Here is a 15,210-nt window from a genome sequence, read left to right as displayed (position 1 = left end):
CATGTCTGAGACAACTGGTGCCAGCTACGCAGCGGCGGGCGTCGACATCGAGGCGGGCGACCGCGCCGTCGAGCTGATGAAGGAGTGGGTGAAGAAGACCCAGCGCCCCGAGGTCCTCGGCGGCCTCGGCGGCTTCGCCGGCCTCTTCGACGCCTCCGCCCTCAAGCGCTACGAGCGCCCGCTGCTCGCCTCCGCCACGGACGGCGTCGGCACGAAGGTCGACATCGCGCGCCGCATGGGCGTCTACGACACCATCGGCCACGACCTGGTCGCCATGGTCATGGACGACATCGTCGTGTGCGGTGCCGAGCCGCTGTTCATGACCGACTACATCTGCGTCGGCAAGGTCCACCCCGAGCGGGTCGCCGCGATCGTCAAGGGCATCGCGGAGGGCTGCGTGCTGGCCGGCTGCGCCCTGGTGGGCGGCGAGACGGCCGAGCACCCGGGTCTGCTCGGCGAGGACGACTTCGACGTCGCCGGCGCCGGTACGGGCGTCGTGGAGGCTCACCGGCTGCTGGGCGCGGATCGTATCCGTAAGGGTGACGCGGTGATCGCCATGGCGGCCTCCGGGCTTCACTCGAACGGGTACTCCCTGGTCCGCCACGTGCTGCTGGACCGGGCCGGCCTGGCCCTGGACGCGGAGGTCGCGGACCTCGGCCGCAGCCTCGGCGAGGAGCTGCTGGAGCCCACGAAGATCTACTCGCTGGACTGCCTGGCGCTGACCCGCACCACCGACGTGCACGCGTTCAGCCACATCACCGGCGGCGGACTCGCGGCCAACCTGGCCCGGGTCATCCCCGACGAGCTGCACGCCACCGTCGACCGGGCCACCTGGACCCCGGGCGCGATCTTCGACCTGGTCGGCAGGACCGGCGACGTCGAGCGCCTGGAGCTGGAGAAGACCCTGAACATGGGCGTCGGCATGATCGCGATCGTGCCGGAGGAGTCCACCGACGTCGCCCTCGCCACCCTGGCCGACCGCGGGGTCGACGCGTGGGTCGCGGGCGAGATCAGCGAGCGCGGAGACAAGGAGACCGGCGCGGAGCTGGTCGGGGACTACGCGGTCTGATCCGGCGGGTAGCACAGAAGCCGGTCGGTGGCTGTGCCACCGACCGGGTGAGTGCTCAGTGCAAGGTCAAGCGCCGCGACGGTGTTGTGAGGGACCTTCGTCCTCGTCCTCGTCGTCGTCCTCATAGAGGTCGGCGTACCGAGAGTAAAGATCGTCCTCGTCCTGCTCATCATCCTCGAACGGCTCGCCGTTCGGCGGCTGGCTCGAAGTCGATGCGCCCAGTTCATTGGCCAGACGTGACAGGTCAGTCCCACCGCTGTTGTACTTCAGCTGGCGGGCGACCTTTGTCTGCTTGGCCTTGGCCCGGCCGCGCCCCATGGCTCGACCCCCTCGGTGACGGGGCTTGACAACCCCAGAGTCTGACACGCGTTCATGATCCGGAACGGACCCTCCGCAGAGAGGCCGGTCCGTAGGGCTTCCACGGTACCTGAGCCCGCGCCCATACGGTACGTCGCCCGCAGCACGCGCGTGTGCACAGGACCCTCGAGGCGCCCTGTCCTCGCTGGTCAGTGGCGATTTTAACCACTTATCGGGGTGCGACCCGCCGGTGGAAGTGAGAGTTCTCTCTAAGTTCCCGCCGACGGGTACCGCGCATGTGTGCGATCGGACACCCGATCGGGGTCCGATCGCACCCGGATCAGCGCGCCGCGCGGGCCTCGGCCATGCGCTGCTCGGCGATCCGGTCGGCCGCGGCGGCCGGCGGAATGCCGTCTTCCTTCGCACGTGCGAATATGGCCAACGTGGTGTCGAAGATCTTCGCCGCCTTCGCCTTGCACCGGTCGAAGTCGAACCCGTGCAGCTCGTCGGCCACCTGGATGACCCCGCCGGCGTTCACCACGTAGTCCGGCGCGTAGAGGATCCCGCGGTCCGCGAGGTCCTTCTCCACACCCGGGTGGGCGAGCTGGTTGTTGGCGGCGCCGCACACCACCTGGGCGGTGAGCACCTGCACGGTGTCGTCGTTCAGCGCGCCGCCGAGGGCGCAGGGGGCGTAGATGTCCAGCCCCTCCACCCGGATCAGCGCGTCGGTGTCGGCGACGGCCGACACGCCCTCGGGGTACTGCCCGAGGATCCGCTGCACGGCGTCCGCGCGCACGTCCGTGATGACGACCTCGGCGCCCTCGTCGCGCAGGTGGCGCACCAGGTGGTGGCCGACCTTGCCGACGCCGGCGATGCCGACCTTGCGGCCGCGCAGCGAGGGGTCGCCCCACAGATGCTGGGCGGAGGCGCGCATGCCCTGGTAGACGCCGAAGGCGGTGAGCACGGAGGAGTCGCCGGCCCCGCCGTTCTCGGGGGAGCGGCCGGTGGTCCAGCGGCACTCGCGGGCCACGACGTCCATGTCGGCGACGTACGTGCCGACGTCGCACGCGGTGACGTAGCGCCCGCCGAGCGAGGCCACCATGCGCCCGTAGGCGAGCAGCAGCTCCTCGGTCTTGTCGCGCTCCGGGTCGCCGATGATCACGGCCTTGCCGCCGCCGTGGCCTAGACCGGCCATGGCGTTCTTGTACGACATCCCGCGCGCGAGGTTGAGGGCGTCGGCGACGGCCTCGGCCTCGGTCGCGTACGGGTAGAAGCGCGTTCCGCCGAGGGCCGGGCCCAGGGCGGTGGAGTGGATGGCGATGACGGCCTTGAGACCGCTGGCGCGATCCTGGCAGAGCACGACCTGCTCGTGGCCGCCCTGGTCCGACTGGAACAGGGTGTGCAGGACATCAGCAGGTGCGCCGGTTACGTCGGTCACTGTGGTGACTCCTGTGTAAGTAGCGGCGGGTGGGGCGTAGCCCCCGTGCGGGTGGCGGGGGCTGTGGCATGAGCGTAGGCCCTGCGCCCACCAGCCATCCGCGCAGTGTTCAGGATCACTCTCCCGCGCCGCTCACGCACGCATCGCCGTGGGACGATTTGCAAGGGTTTCGAGCCGGGTCCGATGGGGAGGGAGCAGGCGTGCCCAAGGTGTCCTCCGTGGTCGTCCCCTATGCCGCGTACCTGCGTGTCTACGAGCCGTTGGCCGCCTTCCCGGAGCCGGAGCGCACCCACTGGGCGCGCTACGCCCGGCGCCCCGACCGCCCCACCTACCAGGACGAACTGCGCCGCTCGCTCGCCGACTTGCTGCCCACGCCGCCTGTCCCGGTGCCGGTACACGAGAGCAGCGACGCCTTCGTGGTGGACGTCGACGGGGTCGTCTGCGTCTGTCCCTGGCGGACCCGGCTGCGCGGCTGGCAGGCCCTGGGCGATCTCGCCGAGGAGCTGCCCGCGCCGGTGCTGGACGCGGTGCTGCCGCCGGTGGTGCGCCGCCAGGCCGCCCAGGACTACGAGCGCTGGCTCGCCCGCAACCCGGACGCCCGGCCCTGGATCCGCACCGCGACCTGGCAGATCCCGCTGAACTGGTTCGTGCTGGTCTCCGACGAGGAGCGCCGGTACGACAAGGGGGCCGGCGAGGTGCCGCCGATGCTGCGCTACCGCACCCCGATGGTGCAGGCCCGGCGCCGGGTGGCGCGGGCGCTGCGCACGCTGAAGGACACCATCGAGGAAGGGCCGCTGATCGACGGCCTGGTGGACGTCGGCCGCTGGCTGGAGGAGTTCCACCCGCGCTCGCTGGTGGAGCTGGACTACGGCGGCCTGGTGCACGCGGTGCCGGCCGGTCAACTGGCGGACGACCACTCGGCGGCGGACGTGGCCGACGGCATCGAGGCGCTGCACCGGGGCGACGGGATGGCCGCCGGGGAGGCGTACGGGCGGCTGGTGGAGCGGTGGCGGGCGGTACGTGACCGGCGTTCCGCGAACTGAGTGACGTGGATCACGGTCAAAAAGCCACCGAAGGACGTACGGTCTACGGCACTTGACCACCTGACGGGACGTTGGTCTCGATCCGGGCTTTTGTCCCTAAGGGTGACGGACGGCACTTACACGGCCCTTGCGCCTCTTGCCGCCCCTCGTGCCAAAATAGGACAAGGAGTCCGGGGAGGGCTCCGTCCGTCCCGCTATGCTCCAATGTGGGCGGATTCTCTGCATTGCACGCTATGGGGGGTCTGGTGACTCCTGATCGTCCTGTGACTGATCGTCACAGTGGCGTGACTGTCCGCTATGGCATGGTCCATCGGCTTCCGTCGCTGATGAACACCTGGGAGGGCAATTCCATCGGTTTGGCCGACGTGGCTGGACAGATGGTGTAGTTGTAGTGCCGAGGACAAGCCGTTCGTCCTATAACCGACTCGGCCCGCGTCCGCCATTTCGGGCAACGTGGGTCAAGGTGCAGAATTTAGAGGAAAGAACCGAGAAGGTTCGGTTCTCCCGAGGAGGCCGCTCATGACCGCTCGCACCCCTGATGCCGAGCCGCTGCTGACCCCGGCTGAGGTCGCCACGATGTTCCGCGTGGACCCGAAGACGGTCACGCGGTGGGCGAAGGCCGGCAAGCTCACTTCGATCCGCACGCTCGGCGGGCACCGCCGCTACCGCGAGGCCGAGGTCCGCGCTCTGCTCGCGGGCATCCCGCAGCAGCGCAGCGAGGCCTGAACAACCGAATAACCGGGCAGAACGGTCGGTCCCCCAACCGGCCGAGGCGCCCGAAACCCTAGCTCCAAGCGACGCGGGACCTGCCCCAACAGGGCCCACGCCCAAGCCGAAGAGAACGTTGTAGGCAGCGACACAGGGTGCGTCGTAGATCGCGCTGGACTCCGCCGGGTCCAGCGCGATCTTTTTTGTGCGCTGCGGACGGCGGCGCGGCACCTCTGTGAGCTGCCTTGTCGGAGTCTGGGGAGGGTTGTCGGAACGGCTGTGCGTGGCCTCCGGGGGGAGTGCAATTGCACATATTAAATTGACCAGTTGTAGGACGGGGGTAAGTTCCGCGGTTTTGAAAACTCATGCGGTGACTCCCGTCACACGCCGCGATGCTTGTTGACATCGGCATGTGTGCGCTAATGGAACCACGCGTTCCAGCGTGCCACGCCCGAGCGGGAGTTGGGCCCGGCGTGGATCACGCGCTTCGGGAGGCTTCGCTCTCGATGACCTCGACGACCTCTGCGCTCTGCACGACGTCCATGACCTCCACGACGTCGATGACCTCGACGACCTCGCCGCCCGGCTCCGGGGGGCGAGGGCCGGTGGCCATCGCCAGTCGCAGCAGGTGATGACATATCGGGCAGTGGCGGGTGAGGTGCCGGTAGGACGAGGCGGCCGCCAGATGCGCCCTCAGCAGCGCCCGCGTCTCGTGCCTGGCCGATGCCGTCATACGCCACCTCCAGGGGCCGTACGGGGAGACGGGCCCTTGGTTTCTGGGTACCGGTGGAATGTGACGTCGTCAAGGGCGCGAGCGGCCGCGCCGGGCTTCGTCGGGGCAGCGGGCGCGGGGCGGGGCCTCAGGTGAACAGCGGAAGGACCCCCTGGGGCCCTTCGATCGCGGTCCTGACGGGATGTGAAAGAGGAGGCCCTCATCCACATCGGATGAGGGCCTCCTCTGCTGCGGTCCTGACGGGATTTGAACCCGCGGCCTCCACCTTGACAGGGTGGCGAGCACTCCAAACTGCTCCACAGGACCATGTTTCGCCGCGCTTTTGCTGCATTGCGCTGCGAGAAGAGACTGTACAGGAGGGTGAGCCCCCTGGTCGAACTCACCCTCCGTGTGTGAGTGATTACGGTACGGCGGCGTCGATCGCCTTCACGATCCGCTTGTCGGAGACCGGGTACGCCGTGCCGAGCGCGTGCGCGAAATAGCTGACCCGGAGCTCCTCGATCATCCAGCGGATGTCCAGGACCGAGGACGGCACCGGCCGGCCCTGCGGCAGCTGTTCCAGGAGCCAGGCGTACTCGTCCTGCATCTCGTGGACCTTCTCCATGCGCGTGGTGTCCCGCTGGACGCCGGTCGGCATCTGCTGCAGGCGCCGGTCGGCGGCCACCAGGTAGCGCATCAGGTCGGGCAGGCGTCGTATGCCCGCCCACGTCACGAATCCGGGCTTCACCAGGGCGTCCAGCTGCCCCCGGACGTCCGTCAGGTTCGCCAGGAGGGCGGGGCTCTTCGTGGCCTTCAGACGGCGCTCACAGGCCTGCCAGGCCGCCAGGACCTGCTGCACCTGCCCGACCGTACGGACCGTCGTGTCGACGATCTCCGCGCGCACCTTGTCGTACAGCTTCCGGAACGACTCCTCGTCCCACACCGGCCCGCCGAAGTCCCCGATCAGCTTGTCGGCCGCGGCCATCGCGCAGTCGTCGACGAGGGCCTGGACGGAGCCGTGCGGGTTGGCGGAGAGCGCCAGCTTCTGGGCGTTGGTCAGCTTCTCGGATGCGAACTTCGCCGGGTTCACCGGGATGTTGCGCAGGATGAGGCGCCGGGTGCCCTTCCACATGGCTTCCGCCTGCTCGGCCTCCGTGTCGAAGAGGCGGACCGAGACCGTGTCGCCGTCGTCCACCAGCGCCGGGTACGCCTTCACCGGCTGCCCGGCCCGGCGCGTCTCGAAGACCCGGGTGAGCGTGCCGATCGTCCAGTCGGTGAGGCCCTTGCGCTCCAGGGACTCGCCGCCCTCGCGGGATGCGGTCGCGGCCGCGGCCTGGGACAGGGCCTTGCGCGCCTTGGGCTTCAGCCGCAGCTTCAGCGCCTCCAGGTCCTTGTCCTCGGCCAGCTTCCGGCGCCGCTCGTCGACGATACGGAAGGTGATCTTCAGATGGTCGGGGACCTTCGCCCAGTCGAAGTCGTCCGCCTCGAAGGGGACGCCGACCGTGCGCTTCAGCTCGCGCGTCATCGTCACCGTCAGCGGCTCCTGCAGCGGCACGGCGCGCTCCAGGAACGCCTTCGCGTAGTTCGGCGCGGGCACGTAGTGACGGCGGATCGGCTTCGGGAGGGAACGGATCAGCTCCGTCACCACCTCCTCGCGCAGGCCCGGGATCTGCCAGTCGAAGCCCTCGTCCGTGACCTGGTTGAGCACCTGGAGCGGGATGTGGACGGTCACGCCGTCGGCGTCCGCGCCCGGCTCGAACTGGTACGTCACCCGGAACTTGAGCGGACCCTGCCGCCACGAGTCCGGGTAGTCGGCCTTGGTGACCGCCTCCGCCGACTCGCGGATGAGCATCTCCCGCTCGAAGTCCAGGAAGTCGGGCTGCTCGTGCCGCCTGTGCTTCCACCAGGAGTCGAAATGGGCACCGGAGACCACGTGTCCGGGCACCCGCTGGTCGTAGAAGTCGAAGAGCGTGTCGTCGTCGACGACGATGTCCCGGCGCCGGGCGCGGTGCTCCAGCTCCTCGACCTCGCTGAGCAGCTTGCGGTTGTCCGCGTAGAACTTGTGGTGCGTGCGCCAGTCGCCCTCGACCAGGGCGTTGCGGATGAACAGCTCCCTGGAGACCTCCGGGTCGATCCGGCCGTAGTTCACCTTCCGCTGGGCGACGATCGGGACGCCGTACAGCGTCACCTTCTCGTACGCCATCACGGCGGCCTGGTCCTTCTCCCAGTGCGGTTCGCTGTACGTCCGCTTCAGGAGGTGTCCGGCCAGCGGTTCGACCCACTCCGGCTCGATCTTCGCGTTGACCCGGGCCCAGAGGCGGGAGGTCTCCACGAGTTCGGCGGACATCAGGAACCGGGGCTGTTTACGGAACAGCGCCGAGCCCGGGAAGACCGCGAACTTGGCGCTGCGGGCGCCGAGGTACTCGTTCTTGTTGCCGTCCTTCACGTCCTTCATCCCGACGTGGGAGAGGAGGCCGGCCAGGAGCGAGATGTGGACGCGGTCGGAGGGGGCGTCGGTACCCGCCGAAGGCTCCTCCAGGTGCATTCCCATCTGCTTCGCGACCGTGCGCAGCTGGGTGTAGATGTCCTGCCATTCGCGAATGCGCAGGAAGTTCAGGTACTCCTGCTTGCACATCCGGCGGAAGGACGACGATCCGCGCTCCTTCTGCTGCTCGCGGACGTACCGCCACAGGTTCAGGTAGGCGAGGAAGTCGCTCGTCTCGTCCTTGAAGCGGGCGTGCTGCTGATCGGCCTGGGCCTGCTTGTCCGCCGGGCGCTCGCGCGGGTCCTGGATGGACAGCGCGGCCGCGATCACCATGACCTCGCGCACGCAGCCGTTCTTGTCTGCCTCCAGGACCATGCGGGCCAGCCGGGGGTCGACGGGCAGCTGGGCCAGCTTGCGGCCGGTGTCGGTGAGGCGCTTGCGCGGGTCCTTCTGGGCCGGGTCCAGCGCGTGCAGCTCCTGCAGCAACTGCACGCCGTCGCGGATGTTGCGGTGGTCCGGCGGGTCGATGAAGGGGAACTTCTCGATGTCGCCGAGGCCGGCCGCGGTCATCTGGAGGATGACGGAGGCGAGGTTCGTGCGCAGGATCTCGGCGTCGGTGAACTCCGGCCGGGCGAGGAAGTCGTCCTCGCTGTACAGCCGGATGCAGATGCCGTCGGACGTACGGCCGCAGCGGCCCTTGCGCTGGTTGGCGCTGGCCTGGGAGACCGGCTCGATGGGCAGCCGCTGGACCTTGGTGCGGTGGCTGTAGCGGCTGATCCGGGCGAAGCCGGGGTCGATGACGTACTTGATGCCGGGGACGGTCAGGGAGGTCTCGGCGACGTTGGTCGCCAGAACGATCCTGCGTCCGGTGTGCGGCTGGAAGACCCGGTGCTGCTCGGCGTGCGAGAGCCGGGCGTACAGCGGCAGCACCTCGGTGAACCGGTACTGCTTCTTCGTGAGCGCGTCCGCGGTGTCCCGGATCTCCCGCTCGCCGGAGAGGAAGACGAGGATGTCGCCCTTCCCCTCCGCCATCAGCTCCTCGACGGCGTCGGTGATCGCGGTGATCTGGTCCCGGTCGGCGTCCTCGGAGTCCTCTTCGAGGAGCGGCCGGTAGCGGACCTCGACGGGATAGGTGCGGCCGCTGACCTCGATGATCGGGGCGTCGCCGAAGTGCCGGGAGAAGCGCTCGGGGTCGATGGTCGCGGAAGTGATCACGACCTTCAGATCCGGCCGCTTCGGCAGCAGCTGGGCCAGGTACCCGAGCAGGAAGTCGATGTTGAGGGACCGCTCGTGGGCCTCATCGATGATGATCGTGTCGTAGGCGCGCAGCTCGCGGTCGGTCTGGATCTCGGCGAGCAGGATGCCGTCCGTCATCAGCTTGACGAAGGTGGCGTCCGGGTTCACCTGGTCGGTGAAGCGGACCTTCCAGCCGACGGCCTCGCCGAGGGGCGTCTTCAGCTCGTCGGCGACGCGCTCGGCGACGGTCCGGGCGGCGATACGGCGGGGCTGGGTGTGCCCGATCATGCCGCGGACGCCGCGCCCCAGCTCCATACAGATCTTGGGGATCTGCGTGGTCTTGCCGGAGCCGGTCTCACCGGCCACGATGACGACCTGGTGATCGCGGATGGCCTCGGCGATCCGGTCCTTCTTCTGGCTGACCGGGAGCTGCTCCGGGTAGATGACGGCGGGCACACGGGAGCGCCGCTCGTCCATACGTGCCGAGGCCTTGCCGATCTCGGCCTCGATCTCGGCGAGGACGGCGGCCTGGGCCTCCGGCTTACGGATCTTGCGCGCGCCCTCGAGCCGCCTGCCGAGCCGGTGCGCGTCGCGCAGCGACAGTTCGGTCAGACGGGTGGCGAGGGTGCCGAGGGCGGGGGCTGGATGCGTAGACATACGCGGTCCAGGATCTCACCTCGGGGAAATCACTGGCGAACGATTTGCTTCGGGGCGCTCAGGGCGTGTGCTGATCGGGCGGGGCGGCCTCCGTGCGCCGCCGGCCGAGCCCGTCCCCGAGGGCGAGCGACTTCGCGGTGTTGGACACCGCCTTGATGCCCAGGTAGGCGGTGGTCATGCTGCTCACCGCGGTGAAGGCGGCGGTCAGCACCCCGACGATCACGGACTTGTCGCCGTGGAGCCGCCACACCCCGATGATCGCGACCGTGGCGATGGCGAGATTGCTGATCACGACCGCGAGCAGTCCGTACCGCGCCCGGACCTTCTCCAGCTCCGCCTCGGGGTTCGCTCCGGTCTCGTTCCCGCTCATCGTCATCGTCCCCTGTTCCGCAGCTGCTCCACCCGTGCGTCCACCTGCGCTCGGTCGTACCCGCGCCGGACGATGTCGAAAACGGGCGGTGCTCCGGATGCCGGGTCCGTGGTCAGGCGGGCCAGATAGGTGTCCACCTGGGCGCGGTCGTAGCCGCGTCGTGCGATGTCGAAACCCCGGAAGTCGTCTTCCATGGCCGCCTCCCCCGATGTCAGGCCGGTACTACGAAGGCCCCGCTCTTTCGAACGGGGCCTTCTGACTGTGGCTGGGGCCGGGGTCGAACCGGCGACCTATCGCTTTTCAGGCGATCGCTCGTACCAACTGAGCTACCCAGCCACGAGGTTTCACGTGAAACCTCAGCGGTCCTGACGGGATTTGAACCCGCGGCCTCCACCTTGACAGGGTGGCGAGCACTCCAAACTGCTCCACAGGACCAAGCTCGTGCGTGCAACAGTGTCGCACACGGTGTTGCGTGCCCCCAACGGGATTCGAACCCGACATCGTTACCTTGCTGACCTGGGGGAACGCGAAAGGATCAGGCAAAAGCGCCTGTTTGCGTGCTTCTGGCTCCTGCTCGATCTTCCTCGATCCGGGCCCCGTGCTGACACGTCAGCACGGGGTGGTCAGTCACTGTGATCGCAAATTCAGGCTTGTCGGGGGCGCGAGAGAACGTCCTGACTCCAGGAATCCTGTGCCGATTCCATGGTGACTCCTTGAGGAGTGGAGCCGTGGCGGGCACACCCCGGAGGCGGTACCGGGCCGTACCCTCGCCGAGCACCTCTCCGTACGTCAGCAAAGTGCCGCCGGAGGTGACCGCGACGGACTGCGGTGAACGTCGCGCCCGCTCTTCGAACAAACCGGCCGGCGCGGCACCTGGTGGAGAACGGTGCGGGACCCGGGCGGTTCGTCGCGGTGGCGCTGCCACGCTCGGCCGAACCGGGTGTGTCCCTGCTCGCGGTGGTCAAGCCGGGCGCGGCCTACGTCCCGATCGACCCCGACTGCCCGGCCCAGCGTATCTCCTACATCTTCGGTGACGCGGCGCCCAAACTCCTCGTGACCCGCACTCAGTTGGCCGACAGGCCGGCCACGCCCGGACTGCCCGCCGTGCTCCTTCCGGCCGATGCCATCCGCCGGATCTCGTCCACGAGTTCCGCTTGGCGCAGCGCGTCCTGGGCGTGATCCTCGAACCCGTCCCCGGACAGCGCCGTCGCGGCGAAGCAGCGCATGGCGAGAGCGAACTGGTCGGCGGCGGGCAACCGCAGCTCCTCGGCCTCGCCCCCGCGCTCGATCCTGATCACCGGCGTGTGCCCGGGCGGAGGAGTGAAGGCCCGGTCCACCCGGATCACCCCTTCGCTGCCCCACACCTCGTAGGCGCACTGGTAGGCGTTGTCCAGGCCGAACGTCAGCTGCGCCACGGTCCCGCCCGGGGTGCGCAGGAGAGCGGCGCCGCCGACATCCACACCCCGGGCCGGGTCGTGGGCGAGCACCGCGCCCATCACGGCCGGCGGCCCGTCCAGCAGGAGCCGGGCCGCGCGCAGCGGATATCCCGCGACGTCGAGCAGGGCACCGCCGCCCAGCGCCGCCTGGTAGCGGATGTCGTCGTCGGGCCGTCGCGGGATGGTGAAGGCGGCGTGAAACGCCCGGGGTGCGCCGATCGCGCCCTCGGCCACCAGTCTCCGCACCTCACCGTGGAGCGGGTGCCGGACGAACATGAAGTTCTCCATGAGCAGCAGACCGCGTTCGCGAGCTGTCGTCACCAGCGCGGCAGTCGCCTCCGCGCTGGTGGTCAGGGGCTTCTCCGCCAGTACGTGCTTGCCGGCCCGCAGTGCCTTGTCCGCCCATTCGGCGTGCAGTCCGGAGGGCAGCGGGATGTACACCGCGTCGATGTCCGTACGGGCGAGCAGCGCGTCGTAGCCTTCGACCGCGTCGCAGTGGAACCGCTCGGCGAAGGTCCGCGCTTTTGCCCCGTCTCGGGAGGCCACAGCCGCCAGGCGAACCCCTGGGGTCGTGAGCAACGCCGGAATGCCCCTTCGCAGGGCGATGTCGGCGCACCCGAGCACACCTACCCCGAGCACCGCGCTCTCCTCTGTCATGCCGCCACCTCGGTCGCTTCCGCCGTCCTGGTTCCCGTGCCACCCGGGCCGCCAGGGGTACGCCGATCCTCGGCCGGAGGATTCGAGCCCGCGTAGGGGCCCGCTCAAAGACGGCTGCCTACGCTCCCCGTCATGGAGATCACACCTCTTCGCGTGCCCGACAGCTTCCTCATCGTGCCACGTCAACTGCGGGACGAGCGGGGCTGCTTCTACGAGTCCTTCTCGTACGAGGCGCTCGCCGCCGTCGGCCATCCCCGACCGCTGGCACAGGTCAACTACTCGGTCTCCCGGCGCGGTGTGGTCCGGGGGATCCATGGCGTGCTGCTGCCGCCCGGCCAGGCGAAGGTCGTCAGCTGTCCACGCGGCGCGGTCCGCGACTTCGTCGTCGATCTGCGGCTGGGCTCACCTACGTTCGGCCGGTACGACACGACCTGTCTGGACGCCGAATCGGGCCGGTCGGTGTACATCGCGGAAGGTCTCGGCCACGGTTTCGTGGCCCTCACGGACGACACCCTGGTGAGCTACCTCTGTTCGTCCGGCTATGTGCCTGGCACCCAGCTCGACATTAACCCCTTCGACTCCTCCCTCGCCCTGCCCTGGGACGTGGCGGGCGAGCCGATCGTCTCGGCCAAGGACGCCGCCGCGCCCACGGTCGAGGAAGCCACCCGGGCCGGGCTTCTGGCCACGTACGAGGAGTGCCAGGAGCTCTACGAGCAGTTCGCTCGTGAGGACCGGTCCGCTTCGAACGGTTCTCCAACCGCACCCCCGACCATCGGTCCGTCGGCCGCCGCGGCGCCTTGAGGACGGGGTGGCTTCAAGCAGGTGCCTTGAGCAGGCACGACAGGGAGATACTCATGACCGATGACGCGGCCGATGACGGCCTCCGCCTTACCCGCTCGGCCCTCGCCGCCGAATCCCCGCTGACCTCCGACGACGCGCTGGAGTCCTGGCTCCGCGAGCGGGCGGTGGCGCATGACTTCGACGTGACCCTCAGTGCGCTGAGCGAACTGGACGGCTGGTTCTTCGAGCCCGAGTACGGCGACCTGGTCCACCGGAGCGGCCGGTTCTTCTCCATCGAGGGCCTGCGGGTGAACGTCGGGGAGAGCGGGTGGGACCAGCCCATCATCAACCAGCCCGAGACCGGGATCCTGGGCATCCTGGTCAAGGAGTTCGACGGGGTCCTGCACTGTCTCATGCAGGCGAAGATGGAGCCCGGGAACGTCAATGTGATCCAGCTGTCGCCCACGGTGCAGGCCACCCACAGCAACTACACCGGGGTCCACGGCGGTCAGCCGACGCCGTACGTCGAGTACTTCCGCGCCCCGCGCCCCGGGCGCGTGCTGGTCGACACGCTCCAGTCCGAACAGGGCTCCTGGTTCCTACGCAAACGCAACCGCAACATCGTCGTGGAGACCACTGAGGACGTACCGGAGCACGAGGACTACCGCTGGCTCACGCTCGGCCAGGTTCTGCGGCTGCTGACCGTGGACAACGCCGTCAACATGGACGCGCGCACGGTCCTGTCGTGCATGCCGTTCGCCGCGCCGCCGGAGTCCGAGGCCGAGGACGGTTACCGGGCGGCGCTGCGCCGCTCGATCGACCACTCCCCCGGCCGCCACAGCACCCAGGAGGTTCTCGGCTTGCTGACCGAGCAGCGCGTCCTGCAGCGCCATGTGCAGCGCCGCATACCGCTCGGCCAGGTCGCGGGCTGGGACTGCTCCGACATGGAGATCACTCATGAGGACGGCCGGTATTTCCGGATCGTCGGCGCCCATGTGAAGGCGGCCAACCGGGAGGTCGGGCGCTGGTCGCAGCCGCTGCTCGAACCGCGCGGGCCGGAGGTGTCGGCCTTTCTGACGAAGGAGTTCGACGGGGTGCTGCACCTTCTCGCCCGGGCGCGGACCGAGGCCGGTTCGCTTGCCGGGGCGGAGCTGGCCCCGACCGTTCAGTGCAGCCCCGGTGATCGCCGGGGTCTGCCCTCGCCTCCCTATCTGGAGGAGGTGCTCGCCGCGACCGGCGACCGCGTGCGCTACGACTCCACGCAGTCGGAGGAAGGCGGCCGTTTCTATCACGCGCAGAACCGCTATCTCATCGTCGAGGCGGGCGAGGACACCCCTGCCGACGCCCCCGACGGCTTCCTCTGGATCACCGTCGGGCAGGCCATGGACCTGCTGAAGCACGGCAATTACCTGAACGTGCAGGCGCGCAGTCTCATCGCTGCCCTGCACACCACCTGGTAGCGGGCGGCGCCCGCGCGATCGCTGCTCCAATCGCCCTCCAACGCCCGGCCACACCATCGTCATCGCACCGATGAACTTCATGGAAAGGCCAGGCATGACGAGGCTGGGACTCGAAGGGCGTGTCGCCCTGGTGACCGGGGCGACACGGGGACTGGGCCTGGCGACTGCGCGGAAGCTGTGCGCCGCCGGATGCCACGTGTACCTCAACTACGCGCACTCCTGCGCCGATGCGGACGCCGCTGTTGCCTCACTCGGGCAGCTCGGCGGTACCGCCACCGCGCTCAAGGCCGACGTCTCGCGGCCTGAGGGGATGCGGACCGCGATCGAGCAGGTGGCCAAGGCCCACGGTTCCCTGGACGTCTTCGTGCACAACACCTCGTCCCTGCGGCCCATGCGGGCGGCCGAGCCGGATCTCGACGGTTTCCGGGACACCCTGGAGGTGTCGCTCGTCCCTCTGCTGAGCGCGGCGCCCGCACTCGCCGAGGCGATGACCAAGGGCTCCGGCAGGATCGTGGCGGTCTCCAGCTCCGGCGCCGGACGGGTCGTGCCGGGCTACGTCGGTCTGGGGGTCGCGAAGGCGGGCCTGGAAAGCTTCGTACGCTACCTCGCCGTCGAGCTCGCGCCCCATGGCATCGCGGTCAACGCGGTGTCCACAGCCAAGCTGGACAAGGGCGAGGCGACGACGGCACCGGAGGCGGCGCGCGTGCTGGCCACCCGTACACCTGCCGGACGACTGACCACACCCAGCGATGTGGCCGACGCCATCGCCCTCCTGTGCACCGACGAGGCCGCCTGGATTCAGGGCCAGACCGTCACCGTGGACGGTGGCCTGGGGCTCCGTGCCTGAGGCGCGGTGGGGGAG

At 69.2% G+C, this 15,210-nt stretch carries 14 protein-coding genes and 3 tRNA genes; 7 read left to right on the top strand and 10 right to left on the bottom strand.

Annotated elements, in window-relative coordinates; translation table 11 throughout:
• Position 1 precedes the first annotated feature (1 nt).
• Positions 2-1,069, top strand: coding sequence for a phosphoribosylformylglycinamidine cyclo-ligase (gene purM / locus AVL59_RS46280; RefSeq protein WP_067316410.1), 1,068 nt, complete (start codon positions 2-4; stop codon positions 1,067-1,069).
• Between the two features lie 66 nt (positions 1,070-1,135).
• Here purM and AVL59_RS46275 read toward each other — a convergent pair whose 3' ends face one another.
• The gene (locus AVL59_RS46275; protein WP_067316408.1) at positions 1,136-1,387 is read right to left on the bottom strand and encodes a DUF3073 domain-containing protein; all 252 of its coding nucleotides are present in this window, start codon (positions 1,385-1,387) and stop codon (positions 1,136-1,138) included.
• 319 nt (positions 1,388-1,706) lie between these two features.
• Positions 1,707-2,804 (bottom strand): Leu/Phe/Val dehydrogenase, encoded by a 1,098-nt coding sequence (locus tag AVL59_RS46270; protein ID WP_067316406.1) that lies wholly within the window; start codon positions 2,802-2,804, stop codon positions 1,707-1,709.
• 200 nt (positions 2,805-3,004) lie between these two features.
• On the opposite strand from AVL59_RS46270, the gene AVL59_RS46265 reads away from it, so the two are divergent.
• Positions 3,005-3,847 carry a DUF8083 family protein gene (locus AVL59_RS46265; protein ID WP_067316404.1) on the top strand — a complete coding sequence of 281 codons (843 nt, stop codon included), beginning with the start codon at positions 3,005-3,007 and terminating at the stop codon, positions 3,845-3,847.
• 519 nt (positions 3,848-4,366) lie between these two features.
• Entirely contained in the window at positions 4,367-4,573 is a 207-nt protein-coding gene (gene bldC / locus AVL59_RS46260) for a developmental transcriptional regulator BldC (RefSeq protein WP_003949541.1), read from the top strand.
• Between the two features lie 460 nt (positions 4,574-5,033).
• Here the strand turns inward: bldC and AVL59_RS46255 are convergent, their stop codons facing one another.
• From AVL59_RS46255 to AVL59_RS46225, 7 genes are all read right to left on the bottom strand, one after another.
• Positions 5,034-5,288, bottom strand: a complete 255-nt coding sequence (locus tag AVL59_RS46255) for a DUF6274 family protein (RefSeq protein WP_067316402.1) — start codon at positions 5,286-5,288, stop codon at positions 5,034-5,036.
• A 231-nt stretch (positions 5,289-5,519) separates the two neighbouring features.
• Positions 5,520-5,594 (bottom strand) — tRNA-Asp (locus AVL59_RS46250).
• A 94-nt stretch (positions 5,595-5,688) separates the two neighbouring features.
• The gene (hrpA, locus tag AVL59_RS46245) at positions 5,689-9,645 is read right to left on the bottom strand and encodes an ATP-dependent RNA helicase HrpA (RefSeq protein ID WP_067316400.1); all 3,957 of its coding nucleotides are present in this window, start codon (positions 9,643-9,645) and stop codon (positions 5,689-5,691) included.
• A 58-nt stretch (positions 9,646-9,703) separates the two neighbouring features.
• Positions 9,704-10,015, bottom strand: a complete 312-nt coding sequence (locus AVL59_RS46240) for a hypothetical protein (RefSeq protein ID WP_067316398.1) — start codon at positions 10,013-10,015, stop codon at positions 9,704-9,706.
• 2 nt (positions 10,016-10,017) lie between these two features.
• Positions 10,018-10,209 carry a DivIVA domain-containing protein gene (locus tag AVL59_RS46235; protein ID WP_067316396.1) on the bottom strand — a complete coding sequence of 64 codons (192 nt, stop codon included), beginning with the start codon at positions 10,207-10,209 and terminating at the stop codon, positions 10,018-10,020.
• Positions 10,210-10,277: 68 nt separating this feature from the next.
• Positions 10,278-10,351, bottom strand: a tRNA-Phe gene (locus AVL59_RS46230).
• Between the two features lie 24 nt (positions 10,352-10,375).
• A tRNA-Asp gene (locus AVL59_RS46225) sits at positions 10,376-10,450 on the bottom strand.
• Positions 10,451-10,843: 393 nt separating this feature from the next.
• Between AVL59_RS46225 and AVL59_RS56810 the strand changes: the two genes are divergently transcribed.
• Positions 10,844-11,194: an AMP-binding protein gene (locus AVL59_RS56810; RefSeq protein WP_079147311.1), complete on the top strand. Its 351-nt coding sequence runs from the start codon at positions 10,844-10,846 to the stop codon at positions 11,192-11,194.
• On the opposite strand, the gene AVL59_RS46220 is transcribed toward AVL59_RS56810, so the two are convergent.
• Positions 11,080-12,108, bottom strand: coding sequence for a Gfo/Idh/MocA family protein (locus AVL59_RS46220; protein ID WP_067316394.1), 1,029 nt, complete (start codon positions 12,106-12,108; stop codon positions 11,080-11,082). The two genes, AVL59_RS56810 and AVL59_RS46220, sit on opposite strands and share 115 nt — an antisense overlap.
• Positions 12,109-12,240: 132 nt before the next feature.
• Here AVL59_RS46220 and AVL59_RS46215 point away from each other — a divergent pair, with 132 nt between their 5' ends.
• The 3 genes from AVL59_RS46215 (at position 12,241) to AVL59_RS46205 (ending at position 15,195) form a co-directional block, all read left to right on the top strand.
• A complete protein-coding gene (locus AVL59_RS46215; RefSeq protein WP_067316393.1) occupies positions 12,241-12,909 on the top strand; it encodes a dTDP-4-dehydrorhamnose 3,5-epimerase family protein in 669 nt (222 codons plus the stop codon).
• 53 nt (positions 12,910-12,962) lie between these two features.
• Positions 12,963-14,348, top strand: coding sequence for an NDP-hexose 2,3-dehydratase family protein (locus tag AVL59_RS46210; RefSeq protein WP_067316391.1), 1,386 nt, complete (start codon positions 12,963-12,965; stop codon positions 14,346-14,348).
• A 94-nt stretch (positions 14,349-14,442) separates the two neighbouring features.
• A complete protein-coding gene (locus tag AVL59_RS46205; RefSeq protein WP_067316389.1) occupies positions 14,443-15,195 on the top strand; it encodes an SDR family oxidoreductase in 753 nt (250 codons plus the stop codon).
• The last annotated feature ends 15 nt before the right edge of the window (positions 15,196-15,210 follow it).

The organism is Streptomyces griseochromogenes (assembly GCF_001542625.1).
Taxonomy (GTDB): domain Bacteria; phylum Actinomycetota; class Actinomycetes; order Streptomycetales; family Streptomycetaceae; genus Streptomyces; species Streptomyces griseochromogenes.
The sequence above is the reverse complement of the archived record's forward strand: the minus strand, read 5'-3'. Positions and strand labels throughout refer to the sequence as shown.

Excerpts from the sequence above, each read along its gene's own strand:
- purM (WP_067316410.1), top strand. The coding sequence starts at position 2 with ATGTCTGAGACAACTGGTGCCAGCTACGCAGCGGCGGGCGTCGACATC.
- AVL59_RS46275 (WP_067316408.1), bottom strand. The coding sequence starts at position 1,387 with ATGGGGCGCGGCCGGGCCAAGGCCAAGCAGACAAAGGTCGCCCGCCAG.
- bldC (WP_003949541.1), top strand. The coding sequence starts at position 4,367 with ATGACCGCTCGCACCCCTGATGCCGAGCCGCTGCTGACCCCGGCTGAG.
- AVL59_RS46255 (WP_067316402.1), bottom strand. The coding sequence starts at position 5,288 with ATGACGGCATCGGCCAGGCACGAGACGCGGGCGCTGCTGAGGGCGCAT.
- hrpA (WP_067316400.1), bottom strand. The coding sequence starts at position 9,645 with ATGTCTACGCATCCAGCCCCCGCCCTCGGCACCCTCGCCACCCGTCTG.
- AVL59_RS46240 (WP_067316398.1), bottom strand. The coding sequence starts at position 10,015 with ATGAGCGGGAACGAGACCGGAGCGAACCCCGAGGCGGAGCTGGAGAAG.
- AVL59_RS46235 (WP_067316396.1), bottom strand. The coding sequence starts at position 10,209 with ATGGAAGACGACTTCCGGGGTTTCGACATCGCACGACGCGGCTACGAC.
- AVL59_RS46220 (WP_067316394.1), bottom strand. The coding sequence starts at position 12,108 with ATGACAGAGGAGAGCGCGGTGCTCGGGGTAGGTGTGCTCGGGTGCGCC.
- AVL59_RS46215 (WP_067316393.1), top strand. The coding sequence starts at position 12,241 with ATGGAGATCACACCTCTTCGCGTGCCCGACAGCTTCCTCATCGTGCCA.
- AVL59_RS46210 (WP_067316391.1), top strand. The coding sequence starts at position 12,963 with ATGACCGATGACGCGGCCGATGACGGCCTCCGCCTTACCCGCTCGGCC.
- AVL59_RS46205 (WP_067316389.1), top strand. The coding sequence starts at position 14,443 with ATGACGAGGCTGGGACTCGAAGGGCGTGTCGCCCTGGTGACCGGGGCG.